The following is a 23697-nucleotide window of genomic DNA, read 5'->3' as shown; positions in this document are numbered from 1 at the left end:
CCCCGGCGCGCCCGGGGAATGTGCGAGGTGCGCAGAGGGACGGGAGGCGCCGATGGGCTATCGAGTTCTGATCCTGACCGCCGCGATGGGCGGCGGCCACGTCCAGGTGAGCCGGGAGCTGGCGCGACGGCTCACCGACCGCGGGCACGAGGTCGTGCTCGCGGACCTCAACGACCTGATGCCCGCCGGCACGGGCAACTGGCTGGGCAGGTTCTACCCCTGGCTGGTCAACCGCGCCCCGTGGCTGTACGACCTGATCTACCGGCGGTACTTCCTGCACGAACGCGCGCGGCGGCGGGTCGCGCCCACCGTGCGGCTCGCGCTGCCGGGCCTGCGCAGGCTGGTCGGCGAGGTCCGGCCCGACGTCACCGTGTCGACCTATCACCTGGCGAGCCTGTGTCTCGGGCAGCTCCGCGAGCAGGGCACGCTGCCGACCCCGGCGGTGTCGTTCGTCACCACGTTCTCGGTGCACGGCCTGTGGCTGCACCCGGCCAACGACGCCGAGCTGTGCATCTCCCCCTCGGCCGCGGCCGACGCGGAACGCCGCACCGGCCGGGCCGCCGGGGTGTGCGGCCCGGTGGTGCGGGAGGCGTTCTCGGCGCCGCGCGGCGACCCCGCGCCGGTGCGCGACGAGCTGGGCGTTCCCGCGGACGCCCGGATCGCGCTGGTCGTCGGCGGCTCGTTCGGGTTCGGCTCGGTGGAGCGGGCCGTCACGGCGCTCGCCGACGACCCCGGCTGGTTCCCCGTCGTGGTGTGCGGCCGCAACGAGCGGCTGCGCCAACGCCTGCGCCGCAGGCTCGGCCGGGGCGCGGTGCTCGGCTGGGTCGAGGACATGCCCCGGCTGACGGGCGCCGCGGACCTCGTGGTGGAGAACGCGGGCGGGCTCAGCGCCAAGGAGGCCCTGTGCCGCGGCGTTCCCGTGGTGACGTTCCGGCCGATTCCCGGGCACGGCAGGGACGACGCGGAGGCCCTCGCGCGACTCGGGCTCACCGACCTCGCCGACGACACGGCCGAGCTGCTCGCCGCCGCGCGAAGGCTCACCACCGACCGCGCGCTCCGGCGGGACCGGATCGCCCGCGGGCAGGCCCTGTTCGAACAGGACGCCGCGGACCTGGTGACCCGGGAGGCGGAACGGCACACCCGGGTGCCGGCGGCGTAGCCGCGCGGTACGGCGGGTAACCGGACGAGGTCAGCGAGAACCCGCCCGAGCGAGGAGGAACAGGTGCCCGCGGACACGAGCACACCAGCGCCGTACACCGGGTTCGACCGGATGCCCGTGGGCGGACAGTGGCGAACGGGCGCGGCGGGCGAGCCCGCCAGGGACGTCAACCCGTACACCGGCGACACCCTCACCGAGATCGGCAAGGCGGACGCCTCCGACGTGGCCGCCGCCTACGAGGCCGCCGAGTGGGCACAGCCGGAATGGGCGCGGCGGCCCGCCTCCGAGCGCGCCGAGGTCTTCGTCCGGGCCGCCCGCATCATGGAGGACCGCCGCGAGGAGATCATCGACTGGCTGGTCGCCGAGGCCGGAGCGGTGCGCCCGCGCGCCGAGTGGGAATGGCTCGCCGTGCGCGCGGTGATGCTGGAGGCCGCCTCCTACCCCGCCAGGGTCGAGGGGCGGATCCTGCCCGCCGCACTGATCGGCGGCAAGGAGAACCGGGTGTACCGGCAGCCGGTGGGCACCGTCGCGGTGATCAGCCCGTGGAACTTCCCGCTGCAGCTGTCCAACCGGTCGGTGGCGCCTGCCCTCGCCGTCGGCAACGCCGTGGTGCTCAAGCCCGCCAGCGACACCCCGGTCACCGGCGGGCTGCTGCTGGCGAAGATCTACGAGGAGGCCGGGCTGCCGGAGGGACTGCTCAACGTGGTCATCGGCGGTGGCGGGGACGTCGGCGACCCGCTCGTCACCGATCCGCGCGCCGCCGCCGTGTCGTTCACCGGGTCGACCCCGGTCGGCCGGGGCATCGCGGAGAAGGCGGCGCTGAAGAAGCTCAGCCTGGAGCTCGGCGGCAACGGTCCGCTGGTGGTGCTCGACGACGCCGACCTCGACCGCGCCGTCGACGCCGCCCTGTTCGGGTCGCTGTTCCACCAGGGCCAGGTGTGCATGGCGACCAACCGGATCATCGCGCACGCCGACGTGCACGACGAGCTCGCCGACCGCGTCGCCGCGCGGGCCGGGGAGCTGCGCTGCGGGGACCCCGCGGACCCGGGCACCGACATCGGCCCTGTCGTCAACGCCCGCCAGCTCGACGCCGTGCGGGACAAGATCGACCGCGCCGTGTCCGGCGGTGCGGACCTGTTGCTCTCCGGCGAGCCGGGCGGCCCGACCGGGCAGGTGCTGCCGCCGCACGTGCTCGCCGGGAGCAACGACGTGGCGACCGCGGCCGAGGAGGTGTTCGGCCCGGTCGCGACGATCGTGCGGGCCGACGACGAGATCCACGCGCTGCAGCTGGCCAACGACACCGAGTACGGCCTGTCCAGCGCGGTGTTCACCGAGGACGTCGAGCGCGGGGTCGCCTTCGCGCTGCGCGTGCGGGCCGGGATGACCCACGTCAACGACACCACGATCAACGACGAGCCCAACACCGCGTTCGGTGGGGAGAAGGCGTCCGGCGTCGGCCGGTTCGGCGGCGCGTGGGCGATCGAGGAGTTCACCACCGACCACTGGGTGAGCGTGCAGCACACGCGCCGTGACCTTCCGCTGTGACAGCGCCGCGGCGCCCCGGCACACTGCGGAGCATGGCCGAGTCCACCGGGAACCCCGCGACCGCCGGGAAGACCGGCTTCGTGCTGTCCGGGGGCGGCAGCCTCGGCGCGATCCAGGCCGGCATGGTGCGCGCCCTCTACGAGCGGGACATCGCGCCGGACCTCATCGTCGGCACGTCGGTGGGCGCGCTGAACTCCGCGTTCCTCGCCTCCCGCCCGCCGGCCGTGCCGACGGCGCGCACGCTCGCGGACGTGTGGACGTCACTGCGGCACCGGGACGTCTTCCCGCTCAGCCCGCTGACGGCGCTGCTCGGCCTGCTCGGCTTCCGCGACCACCTGGTGTCGCCGCGCGGGCTGAAGAAGCTGCTGCGCCGCTGGGTCGAGTTCGACCGCCTCGAGCAGGCGCCGGTCCCGCTGCACCTCATCGCCACCGAGGTGCTGACCGGCGACGAGCGGAGGCTGTCCAGCGGACCGGCGGCCGAGGCCGCCCGCGCCAGCGCCGCCCTGCCCGGGGTGTTCCCGCCGGTGCGGATCGGCGGGGACCCGCTCATGGACGGCGGCGTCACCAACAACACCCCGATCTCGCAGGCCCTCGCGCACGGCGCGACCCGGATCTACGTGCTGCCCACTGGCTACCCGTGCGCGCTGCGCGAGCCGCCCGGCAGCGCCCTCGCCGTCGCGGCGCACGCGCTGTCGCTACTCATCCAGCGCCGCCTGGTCGAGGACATCCGCCGCATCCCGGACGGCTTCCCGCTGATCGTGCTGCCGCCGCCGTGCCCGCTCACGGTCGCGCCGACCGACTTCTCCCGGTCGGCCGAGCTGGTCGAGCGGGGCCTGGCGAACGCGCGGGACTTCCTCGACGACCTCCCGCCCGGCCTGCCCGCCGTCCCGGAGACCCTGCGCGAGCCCTCCCACCAGCACGCCCGCCCGTGAGCGGGAAACGTGGTTCGCGCCGCGTTTCCCGCGCACGAGCCGGTGCCGGCGGGCCTGCCGGGCCCGTCAGCCCCGTCCGCGTGCGGCATAGCTGCGGCCCTTCCATTCCACGCCGAGCCCTCGCCAGTGGCGCACGGCGGAGTCCATCGTCATCAGCAGGTACAGCAGGGCGACACCGGGCAGCAGCGGGGCGCAGGCCACCGGGAGCCCGTGGTACCGCAGCGCCGGCGCGTACGTCCCGGCCATGATCGCCCACGCCGTGCCGCCCGCGAGCAGCGCGGGCACGGAACCGGTCACCGCACCGGTCACCGCGGTGACCGGTGGCGCCAGGAACACCAGCGCCAGTCCGGCGACGGTCGCCAGCAGCAGCCACGGCGAGTAACGCAGCTGCGCGTAGGCGCTGCGGGCCACCATCCGCCACAACCCGGCAAGCCCCGGATACGGCCGCACGCTGCGCACATCGTCGGCCGGGCCGAGCCAGAGGCGGCCGCCCGCCCGCTTGACCGCGCGGGCCAGCGCGACATCGTCGATCACGGCGCCCCGGATCGCCTCGATCCCGCCTGCCGCGCGCAGGGCGTCGAGCCGGAGCAGGGCAGCAGCCGCCCGCGGCGGCCGCGGTGCGCGCACCCGGCCGGTTGACCCGCCGGAACGGGTACAGCAGGGCGAAGAAGTACCCGAACGCGGGCACCAGCAGCCGCTCCCAGCGGGACCGCGTGCGCAGCCGGGCCAGCTGCGACACCAGATCGAGCTCGCCCGCGGAGGCGAACGCGGTCAGGGCGGCGAGCGAGCCGGGACCGTGGGCGATGTCGGCGTCGCTGAGCAGCACGTACGTGGCGCCACCCCGCTCGGCGTCCGCGATCCCGTGCCGCACGGCCCACAGCTTGCCGGTCCAGCCCTCCGGCGCGGGGCCGGGCGTGGTGACCGTCAGCGGCAGCCCGCCGTGCTCCCGGCCGAGCCGCCCGGCCAGCGCCGCGGTGCCGTCGGTGCTCCCGTCGTCGACGAGCACGACCCGCGCGGCGCCCGGGTAGTCCTGGCCGAGCAGGGCAGGCAACGTCTCCGGAAGCACGGCGGCCTCGTCGCGAGCGGGGACCACCACGGCCACCGGAGGCGGCCGCGCGGGCGGCGGCACCCGCGGCAGCCCGGCGCGTTCCCGCCAGGACCGCCAGAAGCCGCCGTGCGCGACGGCCAGCCACAGCCAGGCGAGCAGGCTCGCCCCGGCGACGCCGAGCAGCGCCTCGTGCATCGTCACCCCGTCAGTGTCGTCCGTGTCGTCGGCGCCGTCAGCGTCGCCCTCAGCGCTGTCAGTCCACGGCGTCGAGCGCGGCACCGGCGATCGCCAGTGCCATCGCCATGATGGTGACCTGGGGGTTGACCGTGGGGCAGCTGGGCAGCACCGAGGCGTCGGCCACGTACACCCCGCGCACGCCCCGCAGCGCGCCGGTGGCGTCGACCGGGCTGGTCCGGCCGTCGGCGCCCATCCGCGCCGTCCCGGTGGGGTGGAAGGCCGCGAGGTGCAGCTGCCGTGCGGGTACCCGCGCCGCGATCGCACGCAGCTCGGCGGGGCTCCCGGCGCGGGGGTGGCGGGCGAGTCCGGTGAGCACCTCCCGCGCGCCCGCGGCGAACAGCACCTCGCCGGTCACGCACAGCGCCGTGCGCAGGCGGTCCTCGTCGCGGCGGGTGAGGCGGTAGCTCGGCACGGCCCGCTCCCGGCCGTGCACGCGGCCGGACGGCGCGTCGGCGATCATCGCGCCGAGCGTGGCCAGGTGGGCCGAGTCCGCGATCTCCGCCCGCAGGGCGCTGCCCGTGCCCGGCAGCACGAACGTGCCCATGCCGGGCGGCGCGGCGGTGGCCTCCAGCAGGATGCCGTCGTCGTGCCAGCGTTCGATGCCGACGCTCTGCAGCACGCCCCGCCAGGACTCGACGGGCTCGGCGAACCGGCCCGCGACGCTGAGCGCGGGATGCAGCGCGAGATTGCGGCCCAGCTCGGGGTGCCGGCCGAGGCCGGAGCGGCGCAGCAGCGGCGGGGTCTCGGTGGCGCCCGCCGCCACGACGACGAGCGGGGCGAGGATCTCGGCGCGGGAGCCGTCGGGCCTGCGTGCCGCGATCCCGGCCGCGTGCCCGCGCTCGGTGAGCACCCGGTCGACGCGCAGCTCCGAGACGATCCGCGCACCGGCCGCGCACGCCTGCGGCAGGGCGTTGAGGTGCACCCCGTACTTGGCGTTGCGCGGGCAGCCCACCGCGCACTGACAGCAGCCGCCGCAGCCGGGCGCGTTGCGCCGCAGCGGGCTCGCCCGCCAGCCGAGCCGCTCGGCGCCGCGCAGGGCGAGCAGGCCGTTGCGGCCCAGCACGTCGGTCGGCTGCTCGGCGACCCGGAGCGTCCGCTCGACCTCCGGCACCAGTTCGGCGAACCGGTCGACGAGCTCGACCCCGGCGTGGGCGCGCCAGTGGCCGAGCACGCGCTCGGGCGGCCGGTAGCAGGTGCCCGAGTTGACCACCGTGCTGCCACCGACGGCGCGGCCGAGCGGCAGCAGCACCGGCGGCACGCCCACGGCGGCGGTGGCGCCGCCGTCGCGGTAGAGGGCGCCGAAACGCTCCGCGGGCGGGGCGGTACGGAAGTCCCGCACCCCGAAGCGGCGGCCCTCCTCCACCACGATGACCCGCAGTCCCGCGCGGGCGAGCTCCCTGGCGGCCATCGCGCCCCCGGCTCCCGATCCGATCACCACGGCGTCGGCGGTGGCCCGCGCGGGCCACGCGTGCGCCGGAACGCAGTCCAGCTCGGCGTCGGGCCGGACGAGCGCCGGTCGCTCCGGCATCTCCTGCCCGCCGGAGGCCAGCAGCGCGGGCAGCTTGAGCGCGTCGACCAGCGCGGCCGCCGTGGGCCGCGCGGTCATCGCCCGGCAGAACGCGTCCCGGCGCGCCGGGTCGAGCCGGTCCAGCCGCCTGCCGGTGAGCAGCAGCGCGGTGGCGTCGAACAGCCCGGCGCCCGCGTGCAGCCCCGCCCGCGCGAACGGCGGGAACCCGCCGCACAGCGCCTCGACCCGCGCGGCGACGGCGCGGGCGTCGGCCACGTCGTCGAGACCGAGCAGGGCGCCGACCGTGCCGGTGAGCGCCCTGCGGGGCGCGGCCCCGTCAGGCACGGTCGCCGACCTCGGCGTGCGCGGTGCCGTCGAGCCGCCACTCCCGCACCGTCCGCCACCGGCCGCCCGAGCGCCGCTCGACGAGCACGAGCGCGTCGGCGCGTTCGGTGTTGCGGCAGACGGCGGGGCTGCCGTCGGGATCGGCGTAGTCGACCGCGACCGTGTGCTCGGGCGGCTGCGTGACCTCGATGGTGAGGCGGTGGTCGCCGATCCGGCCGTGCACGCGCCAGGTGGGCAGCGCGAGGTCGGCGCGCAGCCGCAGCGCGGCGAGCAACGGGTCGCCCGCGGGCCAGTCGCGCCCGTCCACGCGCAGCCGGACGAACGGCAGCGGTGGCAGGCGGCGCAGGCCGGGGCGGGTGGACACGGCGGCGACGACCTCCGCCACGTCGCCACCACCGAGGTCGGCGTGCAGCCAGGCCCAGCGGCGCGCGTTGCCGTGGCCGTAGATGTGCGCGGTGGCTCCGGGCGCCCGGTCGACCCGCAGCGTGCGGTCGCCGACGCGGATCTCGCCGGTGAAGCGCGCCGAGGGCTGGGGCACCACCTGCGCTCCGGGCAGCACGCCCGTGCGCCACGCCCAGCGGGGGAACGTGAACAGTGTTCCGGCCTCGCCGTCGCCTGCCAGGTCCCAGGACAGCGTGCCCGCGCTGCCGGTGAGCCGGTGCGGGGTGACCGTCGCGGCCGGCGTGCCGAGCACGTGCCCCGCCGCGGGCTCCGTCCAGTCGTGCGGGCCGAACCGGGCGAACACCGGTGGCCCGTCCTGCGGGAACGCGGTGGCCCAGCCGTGCAGGTGCGGCGCGCCGCCCCCGGCGGGCGCGACGAGCTCGTGGTGCACCCAGAAGCCGGTGCCGGTGGCCGGGTCGGTGAGGGTGGTGTACCAGACCTCCAGCCTGCCGGGGCTGCCGTCCCAGCGCGGCGCCAGGTCGTCGCGGTCGCCTGCCCTGGTGAGGCGAGCGCTGCGCAGCATCGGCCCGAGCGCCCTGCGGAGGTCGAAGCGGACCACGACCTCGGTGACCACGGCGCCGGACTCATCGGTGACCGTGGCGGGCAGCGTCGTCATCGACCGCAGGAGGTGCCGGAAGCTGACTGACTTCCAGCCGTCGAGGTGCAGCCTGCGGCCGTCCAGCGCGGTGAAGCCGAGCCGGTAGCGGATGCGCCTGCGCGCTACGGGGGCGATGTGCAGCGTGCCGGTGGCGGCCGGGTCGTCGGCGAGGCCGGGGATACGCACCCGGCCGCGCAGCCCGGCCTCCACGTCGGCCAGCGGGTGGAGCAGGCCCGGCACGTCCACGTCGAGCCGCAGCTCGCACGGCCGGGTGCCCCCGTCGCCCGCCATGGTCTCGCTGAACGTCGTGCGCCAGCCGGTTCCGGTGGTCATGTCCGGTCTCCCTCCGTCTCCGCCTCCGCCGCCGTGCCACCCGCGAGCATCAGCGCGCCGGTCTCGTCGAGGTAGCGGGCCGCCTCCGCCCGGACCGTGGCGGCGTCCGCGCCGTCGCACACCGCCCGGCACAACGGGGTGAGCCGGTCGGCCGCGGCGGCGGGATCGAGGAACGGCCCGCGCAGGGCCCGCCGCTGCCGCAGGTAGGTGTCGAGGACGACGTTCATCAGCAGCGGGTACACGCGGTTGCCGCTGGCCCTGGCGAGCTCCCGGTGCCATTCGGCCTCGGTCACCTGCGCCGTGTCGGCGTCCCCCGCGGAGCGCAGCCGTCCGGCCAGATCGGTGAGACGGTCCCGCTGGGCCGGGGTGGCGTGCGCGGCTGCCCGCACCGCGATGAGCGTGCCGATCTCGGTGCGCACCTCGAAGATCGCCCGCGCCCAGCCTGCCGCGTTCGCGACGGCCAGCATCGGGAGCAGGTCGATTCCGCCCTCGCGCTCGAAGTCGCGCACCCGGGTGCCGATCCCGTGCCGGGTCTCCAGCAGACCGGCCTGGGTCAGCCGGACGAGCGCGTGCTTGAGCGAGGTGCGGTTGACGCCGTACTGCTCGGCGAGCTCGCGCGCGGGCGGCAGGTAGTCCCCCGGCGCGTAGGCACCGGACAGGATCTCCGTGCGCAGGCTGTCCGCGACCGTGTCCACCACGTTCGACCGCGGAACCGTCTTGTTGATCAGTGGCTCACTCACTCATTGACCGTAACACCGCGCGCAACCCGTCACGAGGGCACCGGGCGGACGGTCGCGGTGAGCGGCCGGTCGAAGATCAGGTGCGTCTGGGCATGGGCCACCTCCGGCCGGGTGGCCAGATGGTCCACGATGATCCGCTGCAGGTGCGCGCTGTCCGTGACCGCGACGTGCAGGAAGTAGTCCTCCGGACCGGACACGTTGTAGACGGACAGCGTCTCGGGCAGTGCCAGCGCCGCGGCGACGAACACCTCGGCCAGCTCGCGCCGGTGCAGGCGCAGCCGCACGGCGATGAACGCCTGCAGCCCCCGGCCCAGTGCCGCGGGATCCACGACGGCCTTCACCCCGGAGATCACCCCGGTGGCCCGCAGCCTGCGGACCCGCTCGTGACACGACGACGTCGGCAGTCCGACGCGTTCGGCCAGCGCCTTGTTCGTGATCGACGCATCGTCCTGGAGAACGCTCAGAATGTGCCAGTCCACCGGATCCAGACTCGCCTTTTCGGTCATTCCTCGGATGCTATCCGGACAGGTTTGCCAGGGTCCGGACACAGCGCGAACGTGAGCGCATGACAGTCGAACGGTGGCTGGCCTTCGTCGGCGTGCTCCTCGTCGTCCTGTGCACCCCCGGCCCGGACTTCCTCGTCGTGCTCCGGCACTCGCTGCGCGGCGGGATCCGCGCGGGGATGTACACGGCGGCCGGGATCGTCACCGGCCTCACCGTGCACACGATCACCGCGGCGGCCGGGCTGTCGATGCTGGTCGCCGCGCACCCGCCGGTGCTGCGCGGCATCCAGCTCGCGGGCGCCGCCTACCTCGCGTGGCTCGGCGTCACCGCGCTGCGGGCGAGCCTGCCGCGGCGTGGCGGCGCGGCCGCGGCGGAGATCGCCGTGGACGGGCCACCGGCGGGCACCCACCCGTACCGCGACGGGTTCGCGAGCAACGTGCTCAACCCGAAGGCGGTGCTGTTCTTCGTCGGCCTGCTCCCCCAGTTCGTCACCACCGGGGCCACCGCGGCCACCGTGACCGCGCAGACGCTCCTGCTCGCGGTGACCACGGTCGTGGCCTCCGCCCTGTGGTGGGCCCTGGTGATCCAGGTGACCGGACGCGGCCGCAGGCTGATGACCGGACCGCGCACCCGGCGCCTGATCGAGGGCGTGGCGGGCACGGCGTTCCTCGGGCTGGCCGCCGCGATGGTGGTCTGAGCGGCTGGTCACCCTCGTGAGTGCGGAACGTCGTTCTAACCACGGAAAACACTCACGAGCGCGGACGGCTGGTCAGCGCAGGACGACGGGCAGCGACTCGACGCCGTACACGATCGACGACTTGCGGAACTCCAGCTCCTCCGGCGGGACGTGCAACCGCATCCCGGGGAACCGGCGGACCAGCGCGGGATACGCCGCCCGCAGCTCCATGCGGGCCAGCTCGGCACCGATGCAGCGGTGGACGCCGTAGCCGAACGCGAGGTGGGGCGTCGGCTCCCGGACGGAGTCGAACCGCTCGATCCCGGACCCGAGAGCGGGGTCGCGGTCGGCGCCGCTGAGCGAGACGATCACGACGTCACCCGCCGCGATCCGCGTGCCGGCGACCTCGACGTCCGTCCGCGCGAACCGGGGGAACGCCACCTGCACCACCGTGAGGTACCGCAGCAGCTCCTCGACGATCCCGGACACCGCCTCGTCGTCGTCCCGCACCCGCGCGAACGCCTCGGGGTCGCGCAGCAGCATCAGCGCCCCGAGCGCGAGCATGCTCGCCGTGGTCTCGAACCCGCCGGTGAGCACGCCGTCGGCCAGTCCGGCGAGCTCCCGGTCGTCCACCTCGTCGCCGTGCTCCTTGATGATCATGCCGAGCAGCCCGTCGCCCGGCTCCTCGCGCTGCCTGCGGACGACGCCCTGCAGGTAGCTCAGCGACTCGGAGATCGCGCCGAGGGAGGCGCCCGCACCGCCGAACAGGTCGAACCGCGCGACGCTGAGGTGCTGGAACTCCTCGCGGTCCTCGTAGGGCACGCCGAGCAGCTCGCAGATGACCAGCGACGGGATCGGCAGGGCGAAGTGCTCCACGAGGTCGACCGGACCGTCGGCCTTGTCCATCGCGTCGAGCTGCTCCCGCACGATCGCGTCGATGCCCGGCTTGAGCCTGCCGAGCCTGCGCATCGTGAACTCCGGCGTCAGCAGCTTGCGCAGGCGCGTGTGCACGGGCGGGTCGGCGAAGCCGAGGCCGCCGGGGTTCTGCTCGTCGTCGGCCCCTGCCGTGCCGACGAGGTTGGTGAAGTCGTTGCTGAAGTCCTTGGCGTTGCTCAGCACGGCCTTCGCCTCGGCGTGCCCGGTCACCAACCACACGTTCATCCCGAACGGGACGGGCAGCTTGCTGATCGGCTCCCGCTCCCGGGTCCGCCCGAGCTCCGGAACCGGGTCCAGGCCGTCGCGCCGGAGCGGCAACAGTGCCGAGTCCGGGAAGAAGGCCATCTTCGACAGGTCGAAGCCCTTCTTCCGGGCACGCGCGAGATACAGGCGCGTGACGATGGACATGATGCGCGAACGGAGATGCCCCACGACCAGGACGGTACCGACATTCGGGACGGTGCTGGGGCGCTGCCGCGCCACCTGTGACTCAGGACACCCGGATGGCGTAACCGAGCGTCCGATCAGATGACGGCGATGCTCATCTCGGTCGCGGTAAGCAACCGTCATCGCCGAACGCGGCGTCCGGCGTGTCCCGCTCCCACACCGCGTTGAGCTTCAGCGGGAGGGCGGGAGCCTGCCACGCGGCGGCGGCCATCTGGATCGCCGGGTAGTACGTGCTCGGGTTGCCGTCGACCCGCCTGCCCGCGAGGAAGTCGGCGACGGCACGCTGGATGTCCATCCGCCCGAGCATCGACGCGTGCAGGCCGGGCAACTGCACGCTGGGCACCGCCGGGTAGTCGGCGGGCGACACCACCGCGGCGGTGACCAACGGGACGAAGGCGATCATCCGCACCCCCGGTTCCGGGCAGAGCATCCGGTTCCGGTACAGCGGCGCGTCGTTGAGCACCGACCGCACGAGCGGGGAGTCGGCGTCGGCCTTCGCGCCGCTCGTCCAGCGGACCAGCGACAGCATGCCGCGCAGCTCCCAGCCGAGCGCCAGCCCCCAGCCCGCCCTCGCGTCCTGCGGCGGAAAGTAGACCCGCCCCGGCCGGACGAGCGGGCTGAGCAGCACCACCGACTCCAGGTGCGGGTGCCGGTACCTGGCGAGGAACGTCCGCACGACGAGGGTGCCCTCGCTGCGGGCCATCACCGCGACGGGCTTGCCGGTGCGCCGGTGCAGCACGTCGATCTGGGCGCGGAGGTTCGCGGCGCTGGCGTCGAGGGAGGCGTGCGTGTCGATCGGGTGGTACGGCAGCGGCCGCCCGTCCTGGCCGAGGCCCGCGTAGGAGTAGCGCGTGATGCCGATCCGGTCGTGCACCGGCTTGCCGGAGTACCACGAGTCGTACCCGGCGATGAACAGCACGGCGGCGCGCGGATCCGGACCGTCGACGACCAGCGCGGGCGTGCGCTCCTCGGCGGGCCGCGCCGGTGCCCCGCCGACCAGCGAGAGGTGCGCCAGCACCAGCAGCGCCACCGCCGAGACCGCCACGGCGACGGGTGCGGCGGGCAGCCGCGGCAGGGCGGGCCCGGCCCGCACCGCGGCGGCGACGAGCCGCCGCCACAGCAGCCCCGTTCAGCGCGCCCAGTGCCCCGGCCACCGGGACGACCCACCAGCCGGGGGTGAACCCGACCACGAACGCCTCCGCCGAGAACACCAGCACCATCGCCAGCGACCACCCGGCGAGTGCGGGCGAGGGCAGCCCGCGCCACCAGTTCCCGGTGATCCCGCCGCGTTGCAGGAACAGGCTGAGGAAACCCAGCGGCACCAGCTCGCCGAACAGGAACCAGGACAGCGAGATGCCGGAGGCCGCGCCCGCGATGGCGGCCCACGGGGACAGCACGACCAGCGCGACGACGGTGAAACCGAGGTTGGCCAGCAGCAGCCGCCGCGGGCCGGGCGGGGGCGTCCCGGCGGGCCAGGCCGCCCGGACCAGCGCCGCTCCGAGGACGGTGCGCACGGCCACCGCGGCGAGGAGTTCGCCGGCGAACATCAGCCACGAGTCGTGGTAGACGAGCAGCCAGCGCAGGTCGTGGAAGGCGCCGAACGGGGGCGGGGCGCTCGCCTGCGGAGCGAGCGGCAGCGCGGTGGTGAAGCCGGCACCGCGCAGGATCGCGGCCTCGGCCAGTACCGGGACCGAGGCGAGCAGCAGCAGCGCGGCCAGGCGCCGTCGCGGGCTAGGCACGGGCGCCCGGCCCCCACACGAAGATCGCGGCCCGGGAACTCCCGGGCCGCGATACCGCGGTGTCCGATGGTGGGTTCACGTCGCCCGCACCGGTCAGCGGGACCGCCGCGAACGGCCGGTCATGCCGATCGCGGCGACACCGAGACCCAGCAACGTCACGACACCGCCGGTGATGACATTGCTGATCACCATGCCGGTGGTCGCGGCGCCCTGCAGGATCACCCAGGGTGTGATGATCGTCCACACCCCGATCAGCGGGGCGACCCAGGCCAGGCGGTGCATCCGCCCGTGGGCGCCCGCGTAGCCCATCGCCAGCACGGCCAGTGCGATACCGGTCACCAGGTTGCTCACGGCCAGTGCGCCAGCGGAGCTGAAGCCGACGACCCACGGGGAGATCGCGACGTACAGACCACCCAGGAAGGTCAGGCCGTCCAGCAGTTGCGCCTGCGGCGTCTCGGCGGCCTGCTCGTAGCGGTCGCGCAGCGCGACGATGTCCGGGTGCTGGTCGATCGAACCCGTGCGCGTCGCCATTCGGACATACCCCCTTACTCTCACGTAGTGACGGAGGGTCAGTCCGAGGCTTTCCACCGACAGGGGACGTAAACCCGGCGGTGCGGCGGGATCCGTGGGTGACCCGCGTTACCGCGCGGCGGGGCCCGCCTGGTCGAACAGCCAGCGAGCGAGCCTGCGGGCCTCGTCCGGGGTCAGGCTCGTCCACAACCGCTCCCCGTCGTGGTCCTGGCACGAGATGCTCAGCGAGACCCGCTCGATCGGAGCCTGACCCCCGTCGACGCGCAGCCGCGTCACCGACACCTCCCTGCCGCACCCGGTCCGCAGCACCGGCGAGCGCCGTCCGTCCCGCCCCGGCGTTTCCCTCACCACGGTTCCTCCCTCGCTTGCCCGTACGGGGAGAGCAACCCGCACGGGGCCGCGCGCATTCCGCCTCGCGGGTGCCAGGTCTGGACTCGACGTTTCGCCCGGCGTACCAAGGAATGACGAGCGCGGTTCAGCGTTCCCGCGCCCAACCGCACCACGAGGCAGAGGAAAGGTCATCGCCATCATCTCGACCCCCGAACGCGAGCAGGCGTCCGGGCGGCGGCCCGGCCGCTGACACGGGTGAGCTCCGCCCGCGAGCCGCTCCGCCCGGCCCGGCAGGAAGGAGAGCGGGTGGACACCCTCACGCATCGGATCTGCGCCGGCCTCGCCGGCACGCCGGAACGCAGCCGCGGGGCCGTGCTCCGGGTCGAGGACGACGACCCCGTTCCGGTGGCCTGCGTGGTGCTGCCGGACGGGGACGTGCTCGTGCCCACGGGCCGGGACCGCACGCTGGCGCGGGCGGCCCGGGGGCGGCCGGTGACGATCGAGCTCACCGACGACGACGCGGGCTGGACGATGAGCGGCGCGGGGCTCGCGCGCCCGCTCGGCCCGGCCGACATTCCGTGGCCGCTGCCGTGCACCGGCGTGCTCGCCCCGCTGCGCGCGGCGTTCCGCGGCGGGATCCGGATCAGGATCGCCCGCCTCGCCGGGCGATCGCTGCCGGAGAGCCCGGACATCCCGGCCCAGCGCACCACCGAGCCCGCGCAAGACCCCGCCGCCCGCACCACCGACCGCCCACTGTCCTGAGTGGCTCGTTACTGACGTTTCTCGTCGGCAACGAGCCACTCAGGACATCCGGCGCCGGGCGTGCCAGGCCCGGTCAGGCGGCGAGGGCGAGGGCGAAGGCGGCGCAGGCACCCAGCGCGGCCAGTGTCCGCACGTGGTTCCACGCGGTCCACGCGGGCACGAAGCGGGCCCACGCCGCCGCGCCCTCCGGGGTGTGCGGGTCGACGGTGTCGAGTGCGTTGTTCCGCGGGATGTGCACCGCGCCGGTGAGCACGAACGTGCCCGCGACGTAGAGGACGCCGCCGGCGAGAAGCCAGCCGCCGCCGTGACCGGCGCCGGTCACGGCGGCCCAGCCGGCGAGCGCGGCGCCCAGCACGGCGGTGCCGGTGAACACCAGCAGGAACGACGGCGTACGGACCGTGCGGTTGACCGACTGCATCGCGGCGATCCCCTGCGCGGCGGGCAGCAGCCGGAACGCGCGCAGGACGAAGCTGGAGAACGCGAACAGCACCCCGGCGACGAGCCCCGAGCCGAGCGTGGCGGCGAGGGTGAGGGCGAAGCGGACTCCGTCGAGCATGGTCGGTCCTCCCGGTCCGGTGGGCGACCCCAGTCAACCGGCCGGGGTGGCCGGGCACCATCGCCGATCGGCTCGGCCGCATACGTGTCCGTCTCACCGGGCGCCCGCCGCTCGACGCCGGTGCTCACCGGGGCACCGGGCACAGCTCTAGAGTGACCGCATGGACGCGTTCGCGGGGCTGCTGGACGGTCCCAGGGCGCGCGGCGCCTTCCTGCTGCGGTCCGTGCTGAGCCCGCCGTGGCACATCCGCGTGGTCGACGGCGCGCCGCTGACCCTGCTGTCGATGGTGCGCGGCGACGCGTGGGTCCTGCCCGACGGTCCCGCACCGGTCCGGCTCCGGCCGGGCGACGTCGGCGTGGTCCGCGGGCCGGAACCGTACTCGGTCGCCGACGAGCCGGGCAGCCCGCCGCGGGTGGTCGTGCACCCGGGCCAGCGCACCACCACGGTCGCGGGCGAGGAGCTGTGCGAGTCGCTCGACCTGGGGGTGCGGACGTGGGGCGACGATCCGGACAGCCCGACGGTGCTGCTCGTCGGCACCTATCCCCTGCCGGGCGAGGTCGGCGGGCACCTGCTGCGGGCACTGCCGCGGGTCGCGGTGGTCCGGGGCGGCGCGGCGGGCGCGACGCTGCTCAGCCTGCTCGGCGACGAGCTGCGCCGGGACCGCCCCGGCCAGGAGGTGGTCCTCGACCGGCTGCTCGATCTGCTGCTGGTGTCCACGCTGCGGGCGTGGTTCGACCGGCCGGACGCGGGAGCGCCCGCGTGGTATCGCGCGTACGGCGACCCGGTGGTCGGCCGCGCGCTGCGGCTGATGCACGCCGAGCCCGCGGCGCCGTGGACGGTGACCACGCTCGCCGGCCGCGCGGGGGCGTCCCGCGCGGCGTTCGCGCGGAGGTTCACCGAACTGGTCGGCGAGGCGCCCATGGCGTACCTGACGCGCTGGCGGATGACGCTGGCGGCCGACCTGCTCCGCGGGCCCGACGCCACCGTCGCCGCGGTGGCCAGGAAGGTCGGCTACGGCACCCCGTTCGCGTTCAGCTCGGCCTTCAAGCGGGTCCGTGGCATCAGCCCGCGGGAGTACCGCGCCGGCCGCCAGGAGCCCGGGCCGGGCGCACCCGAGGGGAGGGTGGCGGCCGATCGCCGTTGACCGGCCGCCACCGGTCTGGGTGCGCCCGCGTACGAGCAGTGAAGGCCACCATCAGTGCGTTGGACGCGGTGATGGTGGCCTTCACTGCGTCCGAATCGTCACGCCGCGGTCAGCGGGGACCAGTGGTCGAGCATGGCGGCGAAGGTCTCGAAGGCGGGCTTCACCGGGCCGTACGGGGCCTCCAGGTGGATGCTCAGCGGGAAGCCCAGCTCGCCGACACCGTCGATCACGCGCCGGTACAGCTCCACCAGCTCGCGCTTGCGCTGCTCGAACGGCAGCTCGGCGAGCTTGGCGACGAACTCCTGCTCCTGCTTCACCACGTCGTTGCCGTGGTCCTGGATCAGCCAGTCGATGAGCCGGACCCGGCTCTCCGCGCTGGGCACGAACCCGAACGAGAGCAGGATCTCCGGCCGGTGCGAGCTGTGCGCGGCGAAGCCCCGCAGGAACTCGACGATCGCGTCGGAGAACAGCAGCTGGGTCATGGCGAACGTGGCGCCGCGGTCGCATTTGAACCCGAACCGCCCCTGCTCCCCCTCCCGGGTCGGGATCAGGATCACGCCGCGGTTCTCCACGATGTCGCCGAACTCGGCGAGCGCGTCGGTGGGCGCCATGCCGGGCCCCTCGCCGTCGCTCATCGTGCGCGGCACGCCGACGAACGCGACACCGTCCATTCCGGACTCACGGAGTGACCGCAGTCGCCCGGTCAGCTGCTCCTTGTCGTGGAACGCCGTGACCTGCGTGCACAGGCCGCGCACGTCGCCGATCTCCGGCCGCACGACCCGCCAGAAGTCGAGCGTGTCCATCTTCGGCTTCATCTCGACCGGCCGGTCCTCGTCCTCGGCGATCATGCCGGGGATCAGCAGGTGCTTGATCTGGTCGGTCATACCGCTGGCCTTGCTGTGCTCGACCACCTTGCGGCTGATGTCGACGGCCTTCTCCCGGCCGCCGTCGAGGTCCGGTGGAACGAGCTCGAGTGCGATGGTGTTCATGGCTCCTTCTCGCTGTCTCCGCGGTCACCGACCGGCTGGGCCGGTGCCCCGCATCCGCGCAGGGCGCGGGGCACCGGCGCGACGAGGACTCAGTAGCGGTAGTGGTCGGGCTTGTACGGGCCCTCCACGTCCACGCCGATGTACTCGGCCTGCTCCTTGGTGAGCTTGGTGAGCTTGACGCCGAGCGCGTCGAGGTGCAGCCGCGCCACCTTCTCGTCGAGGTGCTTGGGCAGCACGTAGACCTGCTTGTCATACTCACCGGTCTTCGTGAACAGCTCGATCTGGGCGATCACCTGGTTGGTGAAGCTGTTGCTCATCACGAAGCTCGGGTGGCCGGTGGCGTTGCCCAGGTTGAGCAGCCTGCCCTCGCTCAGCACGATGATCGAGTGGCCGTCCGGGAAGGTGTACTCGTGCACCTGCGGCTTGATCTCGACCTTCTTGACGCCCGGGGTCCGCTCCAAGCCCGCCATGTCGATCTCGTTGTCGAAGTGGCCGATGTTGCCCACGATCGCCTGGTGCTTCATCCGCGCCATGTGCTCGGCGGTGATGATGTTGAAGTTGCCGGTCGTGGTGATGAAGATGTCGGCCTTGTCGACCACGTCCTCGAGCGTGGTGACCTCGTAGCCCTCCATCGCGGCCTGCAGCGCGCAGATCGGGTCGATCTCGGTGACGATCACCCTGGCACCCTGACCCCGCAGCGACTCGGCCGAGCCCTTGCCCACGTCGCCGAATCCGCAGATCACGGCGATCTTGCCGCCGATCAGCGTGTCGGTCGCGCGGTTGATGCCGTCCACAAGGGAGTGCCGGCAGCCGTACTTGTTGTCGAACTTGGACTTCGTGACCGAGTCGTTCACGTTGATCGCCGGGAACAGCAGCTCGCCGGTCTTCGCGAACTCGTAGAGCCGGTGGACGCCGGTGGTGGTCTCCTCGGTGACGCCCTTGATGTCCTCGGCGATCCTGGTGAACCGCTTGCCGTCGGCGGCCAGGCTCTTGCGCAGGGTGGCCAGGACGACCTTGTACTCCTCCGGGTCGTCCTCGCTGGCCTCCGGCACCGCGCCCGCCGTCTCGAACTCGACACCCTTGTGCACCAGCAGGGTGGCGTCGCCGCCGTCGTCCAGGATCATGTTCGGGCCCGACTCACCGAACTGGAACAGCTGGTCGGTGCACCACCAGTAGTCCTCCAGCGTCTCGCCCTTCCAGGCGAACACCGGGACGCCCTCGGGCTTCTCCGGCGTGCCGTTCGGGCCGACCACCACCGCCGCCGCGGCCTCGTCCTGCGTGGAGAAGATGTTGCAGGACACCCAGCGGACCTCGGCACCGAGCTCCCGCAGGGTCTCGATGAGCACCGCCGTCTGCACGGTCATGTGCAGCGAGCCCGCGATCCGTGCGCCCTTCAGCGGCTTCGACTCCGCGTACTCCCTGCGAGTCGCCATCAGGCCCGGCATCTCGTGCTCAGCCAGCCGGATCTGGTGCCGGCCGGCCTCGGCCAGCTTCAGGTCGGCCACGGCGAACTCGAGACCGTTCACCTTCTGCAACTTCGCGCTCATGGTTTCCTTTCGTGTTGTGGGGTTGTGCCCCGCGACGCGCTTCGGTCAGGTGTTGAAGTACTTCGCTTCGGGGTGGTGGGCGACAATCGCGTCGGTCGACTGTTCCGGGTGCAGCTGGAACTCCTCGGAGAGCTCCACGCCGATCCGCTCGGCCTCGAGCAGCTCGACGATCTTGGCCCGGTCCTCCAGGTCCGGGCAGGCGCCGTAGCCCAGCGAGAACCGCGCGCCGCGGTAGCCGAGCTTGAAGAACTGCTGCACGTCCTCGGGGTCCTCCTCGGCCACCGCCGCGCCCGAGGAGAACCGCAGCTCCTCCCGGATGCGCCGGTGCCAGTACTCGGCCAGCGCCTCGGTCAGCTGCACGCCGAGGCCGTGCACCTCCAGGTAGTCCCGGTAGGCGTCCTTCGCGAACAGCTCGTTCGCGAAGTCGGCGATCGGCTGCCCCATCGTGACCAGCTGCAGCGGCAGCACGTCGACCTGGCCGGTCTCCTCGGCCTTCTCCCTCGACCGGTAGAAGTCGGCGAGGCACAGCCGCCGGTCCCGCCGCTGGCGGGGGAAGCTGAACCGCAGCCGCTCGGGCGCGTCCGGCTCGTCCTTGTCGAGGACGACCAGGTCATTGCCGTCCGAGTAGCAGGGGAAGTAGCCGTACACCAGCGCGGCGTGCTGCAGGATGCCGGCCGTGGACAGCTCGTCGACCCACGCGCGCAGGCGTGGCCTGCCCTCGGTCTCCACCAGCTCCTCGTACGACGGACCCTCGCCGCGCTTGGCGCCGCGCAGGCCCCACTGCCCGAAGAACGTCGCCCGCTCGTCGAGCAGCGAGAGGTAGTCGGCGACGGCGACGCCCTTGACCACCTTCGAGCCCCAGAACGACGGCGTGGGCACCGGGACGTTGGGGTCCACATCGGACCTGGTGGTGTCGTCGAGTGAGGGCTCGTCGCCCTGCTCGGCCTTGCGCTTCTCGGCGATGCGCAGCGACCGTTCCCGGCGGGCCTTGCGCTCGGCCTTCTTGGCCCGCTCCGCCTCGTCCTCCTCAGGGGCGTCGCCCCGCTTGATCGCCATCAGGCGGTCCATCAGGTGCAGGCCCTCGAAGGCGTCCTTGGCGTAGCGGACGTCGCCCTCGTACACCTCGTCGAGATCGTTCTCGACGAACGTCCGGGTGAGGGCGGCGCCGCCGAGCAGCACCGGGTACTTCTCCGCCACCCCGCGGGAGTTCATCTCCTGCAGGTTCTCCTTCATGATGACGGTGGACTTCACCAGCAGGCCGGACATGCCGATGGCGTCGACCTTGTGTTCCTCGGCGGCCTCCAGGATGGCGTTGATCGGCTGTTTGATGCCGATGTTCACCACCTCGTAGCCGTTGTTGGACACGATGATGTCGACGAGGTTCTTGCCGATGTCGTGGACGTCACCCTTGACGGTGGCCAGCAGCAGCCTGCCCTTGCCGCCGTCCTCCTGCTTCTCCATGTGCGGTTCGAGGTAGGCCACCGCTGTCTTCATCACCTCGGCCGACTGCAGCACGAACGGCAGCTGCATCTGACCGGAGCCGAACAGGTCGCCGACGACCTTCATCCCGGCGAGCAGGTTCTCGTTGATGATCGCCAGCGGGTCCTTCTCCCGCATCGCGTCCTCGAGGTCGGCTTCGAGCCCGTTGACCTCACCCTCCACGATGCGCTTCTCCAGCCGCTCGAACAGCGGCAGCTTCGCCAGCTCCTCGGCCCGCGACGCCCGGCTCGAGGACGCGGTCTTGCCCTCGAACAGCGACATCAGCTTCTGCAGCGGGTCGTAGCCCTCCTCGTCGTCGGACTCCGCCCTGCGCCGGTCGTAGACCAGGTCGAGCGCGACCTCCCGCGCCTCGTCGTCGATCTTGTTCATCGGCAGGATCTTCGACGAGTTGACGATCGCGGAGTCGAGCCCGGCCTCCCGGCACTCGTGCAGGAACACCGAGTTGAGCACCTGCCGCGCCGCCGGGTTGAGCCCGAAGGACACATTGGACAGACCGAGGGTGGTCTGCACGTCCGGGTGCCTGCGCTTCAGCTCCCGGATCGCGTTGATCGTCTCGATGGCGTCCTTGCGGACCTCCTCCTGCCCCGTCGTGATCGGGAAGACGAGGCAGTCGATGATGATCGCCGACTTCTCGAGACCCCAGTTGGTGGTGAGGTCCTCGATGGCCCGCTCGGCGACGCGGAGCTTCCAGTCCGCCGTGCGCGCCTGGCCCTCCTCGTCGATGCACGTGACCACCACGGTCGCACCGTGCTCCACGGCCATGCGCATGACCCGGTCGTACCGCCCGCCGGGCTCGGTGCCGTCCTCGTAGTTCACCGAGTTGATCGCGCACCGGCCGCCGAGGTGCTCCAGCCCGGCCTCGATCACCTCGGGTTCGGTGGAGTCCACCATGATCGGCAACGTGGAGGCGGTCGCCAGCCGGGAGGCCAGTTCCCGCATGTCGTGCGTGCCGTCGCGGCCCACGTAGTCCACGCACAGGTCGAGCATGTGCGCACCCTCACGGGTCTGCGCCTTGGCGATCTCCACGCAGTCCTCGTAGCGGCCCTCGAGCATCGCCTCCCGGAACGCCTTCGAGCCGTTGGCGTTGGTGCGCTCGCCGACGTTGAGGATCGAGGCGTCCTGCTCGAACGGCACGGCCTGGTACACCGACGACACCGAGGGCACGATCTCCGGCGTACGTGGCCTCGGCTCCAGTTCGGAGACCGCCTCGCACACCGCGCGGACGTGCTCGCCCGTCGTGCCGCAGCAGCCGCCGACGAGGCGCGCGCCGAAGTCGGTGACGAACCCGGTGAGCGCCTCGGCCAGCTCGTCCGGCCGCAGCGGGTAGACCGCCCCGTTCGGGCCCAGCTCGGGCAGGCCCGCGTTCGGCATGACCGAGATCGGCACCCGCGCGTGCTGGGCGAGCACCCGCAGGTGCTCGCTCATCTCCGCGGGACCGGTCGCGCAGTTCATGCCGATCATGTCGATGCCGAGCGGCTCCAGCGCCGTCAGTGCCGCGCCGATCTCCGAGCCCACCAGCATCGTGCCGGTCTGCTCGACGGTCACCTGCGCGATGATCGGCACCCGCCGCCCGGCCTGCTCCATCGCCCGCTTGGCGGCGACGATCGCGGCCTTGGTCTGCAGCAGGTCCTGCGAGGTCTCGACCAGCACCGCGTCGATGCCGCCGTCGAGCAGGCCGAGCACGTTCTCGACGTAGGCATCCCGCAGCTCCGCGTACGGCGCGTGGCCGAGCGTCGGCAGCTTGGTGCCGGGCCCGACCGAGCCGAGCACGAACCGTGGCTTGTCCGAAGTGGAGTATTCGTCCGCGCACTGCCGGGCCAGTGCGGCGCCCTTCTCCGCCAGCTCCCGGATGCGGTCGGCGATCCCGTACTCGCCGAGGTTGGCGAGGTTGGTCCCGAACGTGTTGGTCTCGATCGCGTCGGAGCCCGCCTCGAGGAAACCCCGGTACACCGAGCTCACCACGTCGGGGCGGGTGTCGTTGAGGATCTCGTTGCAGCCCTCGAGCTGGGCGAAGTCGTCCAGCGTGAGGTCGTGGGCCTGCAGCGCGGTGCCCATCCCGCCGTCGGCCACGAGAACCCGGCGTTCGAGTTCGGTGAGGAACGAGCTGTCCACGGATCTACCTACCTCCCCGGCCGCGCTCACACGCGCAACTTGGATTCGATCTCGGCCGCGGCGTCGTTACCGTAGGTCTTCGCGATGCGCTCGGAGAACTCCGCGCGGTCGAGCGTGTACTCCTGGGTACCGACCGTCTCCAGGACGATCGTCGCCAGCGTGCAGCCGACCTGCGCCGCGCGCTCCTTGCTCAGCTTCGCGTGCACGCCCCAGAGGAACCCGGCGCGGAAGGCGTCGCCGACGCCGGTCGGGTCGGCCTCGTTCTGCACGGGCAGCGCCGGGACGGAGACCGGCTCCTCGCCCTCGGCCTCGATCCGCACGCCGTCCGGCCCGTGGGTCATGATCCAGTGGTCGACCTTGGAGCGGACCTCGTCCGCCGTCCAGCCGGTGACCCGCAGCAGCAGCGAGGTCTCGTACTCGTTGGTGAACAGGTACTTCGCCCCGTCGATCAGCTTGCGCACGTCCGGCCCCTCCATCCGGGCCAGCTGCTGCGACGGGTCGGCGGCGAACGGGAAGCCGCGGTCGCGGCACTCCTCGGTGTGCCGCACCATGGCGACGGGGTCGTTGGGCGCCACCACGACGAGGTCGAGTCCGCCGACCCGGTCGGCCACGGCCTGCAGCTCGATGTTGCGGGCCTCCTCCATCGCGCCCGCGTAGAACGACGCGATCTGGGCCTGCGTCTCGTCGGTGGTGCACAGGAACCGCGACGTGTGCTTGTCCTGCGACACGTGCACGGACTTCGTGTCGACGCCGTGGCGCTCCAGCCAGGCGCGGTAGTCGTCGAAGTCGGTGCCGACCGCGCCGACCAGGATCGGCGTCATACCGAGGCAGCCCAGGCCGAAGGAGATGTTCGCGGCGACACCTCCCCTGCGGATGTCGAGCTGGTCGACCAGGAAGGACAGGGACACCTTCTCCAGCTGGTCGGCCACGAACTGGTCGGCGAACTTGCCGGGGAAGACCATCAGGTGGTCGGTGGCGATCGAGCCGGTCACCGCGATGCGCATTCGGGCACACTCCTCGTGTCGTAGGGGTCGGCCGG

The 23697-nt window shown here is 73.2% G+C and carries 21 protein-coding genes and 1 pseudogene; 7 read left to right on the top strand and 15 right to left on the bottom strand.

Features of this window, described 5'->3' with window-relative positions; genetic code table 11:
• Positions 1 to 52: 52 nt before the first annotated feature.
• From B0I33_RS29690 to B0I33_RS18075, 3 genes are all read left to right on the top strand, one after another.
• The gene (locus tag B0I33_RS29690) at positions 53 to 1159 is read left to right on the top strand and encodes an MGDG synthase family glycosyltransferase (protein ID WP_146147519.1); all 1107 of its coding nucleotides are present in this window, start codon (positions 53 to 55) and stop codon (positions 1157 to 1159) included.
• Between the two features lie 63 nt (positions 1160 to 1222).
• On the top strand, positions 1223 to 2704 hold the full coding sequence (locus B0I33_RS18080; protein WP_245900794.1) for an aldehyde dehydrogenase family protein: 1482 nt from the start codon (positions 1223 to 1225) through the stop codon (positions 2702 to 2704).
• A 32-nt stretch (positions 2705 to 2736) separates the two neighbouring features.
• Positions 2737 to 3636 carry a patatin-like phospholipase family protein gene (locus B0I33_RS18075; protein ID WP_106179977.1) on the top strand — a complete coding sequence of 300 codons (900 nt, stop codon included), beginning with the start codon at positions 2737 to 2739 and terminating at the stop codon, positions 3634 to 3636.
• Positions 3637 to 3702: 66 nt separating this feature from the next.
• Here B0I33_RS18075 and B0I33_RS30460 read toward each other — a convergent pair whose 3' ends face one another.
• The 6 genes and pseudogenes from B0I33_RS30460 to B0I33_RS18050 all read right to left on the bottom strand — a co-directional run bounded on the left by B0I33_RS30460 (position 3703) and on the right by B0I33_RS18050 (position 9391).
• Positions 3703 to 4263 (bottom strand): glycosyltransferase, encoded by a 561-nt coding sequence (locus B0I33_RS30460; RefSeq protein ID WP_245900793.1) that lies wholly within the window; start codon positions 4261 to 4263, stop codon positions 3703 to 3705.
• Between the two features lie 58 nt (positions 4264 to 4321).
• Positions 4322 to 4879, bottom strand: a pseudogene (locus B0I33_RS30455) (glycosyltransferase); the annotation flags it as partial.
• A 58-nt stretch (positions 4880 to 4937) separates the two neighbouring features.
• The gene (locus tag B0I33_RS18065) at positions 4938 to 6773 is read right to left on the bottom strand and encodes a GMC family oxidoreductase (RefSeq protein WP_106179976.1); all 1836 of its coding nucleotides are present in this window, start codon (positions 6771 to 6773) and stop codon (positions 4938 to 4940) included.
• Positions 6766 to 8145 carry a hypothetical protein gene (locus tag B0I33_RS18060; RefSeq protein ID WP_219927210.1) on the bottom strand — a complete coding sequence of 460 codons (1380 nt, stop codon included), beginning with the start codon at positions 8143 to 8145 and terminating at the stop codon, positions 6766 to 6768. Before B0I33_RS18060 ends, B0I33_RS18065 begins: the two co-directional genes overlap by 8 nt.
• Complete coding sequence (locus B0I33_RS18055; protein WP_219927209.1) at positions 8142 to 8885, bottom strand: FadR/GntR family transcriptional regulator; 744 nt, start codon at positions 8883 to 8885, stop codon at positions 8142 to 8144. Before B0I33_RS18055 ends, B0I33_RS18060 begins: the two co-directional genes overlap by 4 nt.
• Positions 8886 to 8914: 29 nt before the next feature.
• Positions 8915 to 9391, bottom strand: a complete 477-nt coding sequence (locus tag B0I33_RS18050; protein ID WP_106179975.1) for an Lrp/AsnC family transcriptional regulator — start codon at positions 9389 to 9391, stop codon at positions 8915 to 8917.
• Positions 9392 to 9450: 59 nt separating this feature from the next.
• Here B0I33_RS18050 and B0I33_RS18045 point away from each other — a divergent pair, with 59 nt between their 5' ends.
• On the top strand, positions 9451 to 10086 hold the full coding sequence (locus tag B0I33_RS18045) for a LysE family translocator (protein WP_106179974.1): 636 nt from the start codon (positions 9451 to 9453) through the stop codon (positions 10084 to 10086).
• A gap of 72 nt (positions 10087 to 10158) precedes the next feature.
• Here B0I33_RS18045 and B0I33_RS18040 read toward each other — a convergent pair whose 3' ends face one another.
• Both B0I33_RS18040 and B0I33_RS18035 read right to left on the bottom strand, forming a co-directional pair.
• Complete coding sequence (locus B0I33_RS18040; protein ID WP_425440488.1) at positions 10159 to 11433, bottom strand: cytochrome P450; 1275 nt, start codon at positions 11431 to 11433, stop codon at positions 10159 to 10161.
• Between the two features lie 109 nt (positions 11434 to 11542).
• A complete protein-coding gene (locus tag B0I33_RS18035; RefSeq protein WP_106179973.1) occupies positions 11543 to 12541 on the bottom strand; it encodes an alpha/beta fold hydrolase in 999 nt (332 codons plus the stop codon).
• 83 nt (positions 12542 to 12624) lie between these two features.
• Here B0I33_RS18035 and B0I33_RS18030 point away from each other — a divergent pair, with 83 nt between their 5' ends.
• Complete coding sequence (locus B0I33_RS18030; RefSeq protein WP_106179972.1) at positions 12625 to 13014, top strand: hypothetical protein; 390 nt, start codon at positions 12625 to 12627, stop codon at positions 13012 to 13014.
• Between the two features lie 266 nt (positions 13015 to 13280).
• Here B0I33_RS18030 and B0I33_RS18025 read toward each other — a convergent pair whose 3' ends face one another.
• Both B0I33_RS18025 and B0I33_RS18020 read right to left on the bottom strand, forming a co-directional pair.
• Complete coding sequence (locus tag B0I33_RS18025) at positions 13281 to 13718, bottom strand: SPW repeat protein (RefSeq protein ID WP_106179971.1); 438 nt, start codon at positions 13716 to 13718, stop codon at positions 13281 to 13283.
• A gap of 108 nt (positions 13719 to 13826) precedes the next feature.
• Positions 13827 to 14069 (bottom strand): hypothetical protein, encoded by a 243-nt coding sequence (locus tag B0I33_RS18020; protein ID WP_146147518.1) that lies wholly within the window; start codon positions 14067 to 14069, stop codon positions 13827 to 13829.
• Between the two features lie 285 nt (positions 14070 to 14354).
• On the opposite strand from B0I33_RS18020, the gene B0I33_RS18015 reads away from it, so the two are divergent.
• Positions 14355 to 14810, top strand: a complete 456-nt coding sequence (locus tag B0I33_RS18015) for a hypothetical protein (protein ID WP_106179969.1) — start codon at positions 14355 to 14357, stop codon at positions 14808 to 14810.
• Between the two features lie 73 nt (positions 14811 to 14883).
• On the opposite strand, the gene B0I33_RS18010 is transcribed toward B0I33_RS18015, so the two are convergent.
• Entirely contained in the window at positions 14884 to 15366 is a 483-nt protein-coding gene (locus tag B0I33_RS18010) for an anthrone oxygenase family protein (protein WP_106179968.1), read from the bottom strand.
• A 160-nt stretch (positions 15367 to 15526) separates the two neighbouring features.
• On the opposite strand from B0I33_RS18010, the gene B0I33_RS18005 reads away from it, so the two are divergent.
• Complete coding sequence (locus B0I33_RS18005; protein ID WP_106179967.1) at positions 15527 to 16510, top strand: AraC family transcriptional regulator; 984 nt, start codon at positions 15527 to 15529, stop codon at positions 16508 to 16510.
• 98 nt (positions 16511 to 16608) lie between these two features.
• Here the strand turns inward: B0I33_RS18005 and B0I33_RS18000 are convergent, their stop codons facing one another.
• The 4 genes from B0I33_RS18000 to B0I33_RS17985 form a co-directional block, all read right to left on the bottom strand.
• The gene (locus B0I33_RS18000; RefSeq protein ID WP_106179966.1) at positions 16609 to 17499 is read right to left on the bottom strand and encodes a mycobacterial-type methylenetetrahydrofolate reductase; all 891 of its coding nucleotides are present in this window, start codon (positions 17497 to 17499) and stop codon (positions 16609 to 16611) included.
• 89 nt (positions 17500 to 17588) lie between these two features.
• A complete protein-coding gene (ahcY, locus tag B0I33_RS17995) occupies positions 17589 to 19046 on the bottom strand; it encodes an adenosylhomocysteinase (RefSeq protein WP_106179965.1) in 1458 nt (485 codons plus the stop codon).
• Between the two features lie 45 nt (positions 19047 to 19091).
• Positions 19092 to 22658 carry a methionine synthase gene (gene metH, locus B0I33_RS17990; RefSeq protein ID WP_106179964.1) on the bottom strand — a complete coding sequence of 1189 codons (3567 nt, stop codon included), beginning with the start codon at positions 22656 to 22658 and terminating at the stop codon, positions 19092 to 19094.
• 26 nt (positions 22659 to 22684) lie between these two features.
• Positions 22685 to 23662, bottom strand: a complete 978-nt coding sequence (locus B0I33_RS17985) for a carbohydrate kinase family protein (RefSeq protein ID WP_106179963.1) — start codon at positions 23660 to 23662, stop codon at positions 22685 to 22687.
• Between the last annotated feature and the right edge of the window lie 35 nt (positions 23663 to 23697).

Origin of the sequence: Prauserella shujinwangii (assembly GCF_003001955.1) — a bacterium.
GTDB lineage: Bacteria > Actinomycetota > Actinomycetes > Mycobacteriales > Pseudonocardiaceae > Qaidamihabitans > Qaidamihabitans shujinwangii.
This window is presented reverse-complemented; position numbering and strand designations above follow the sequence as displayed.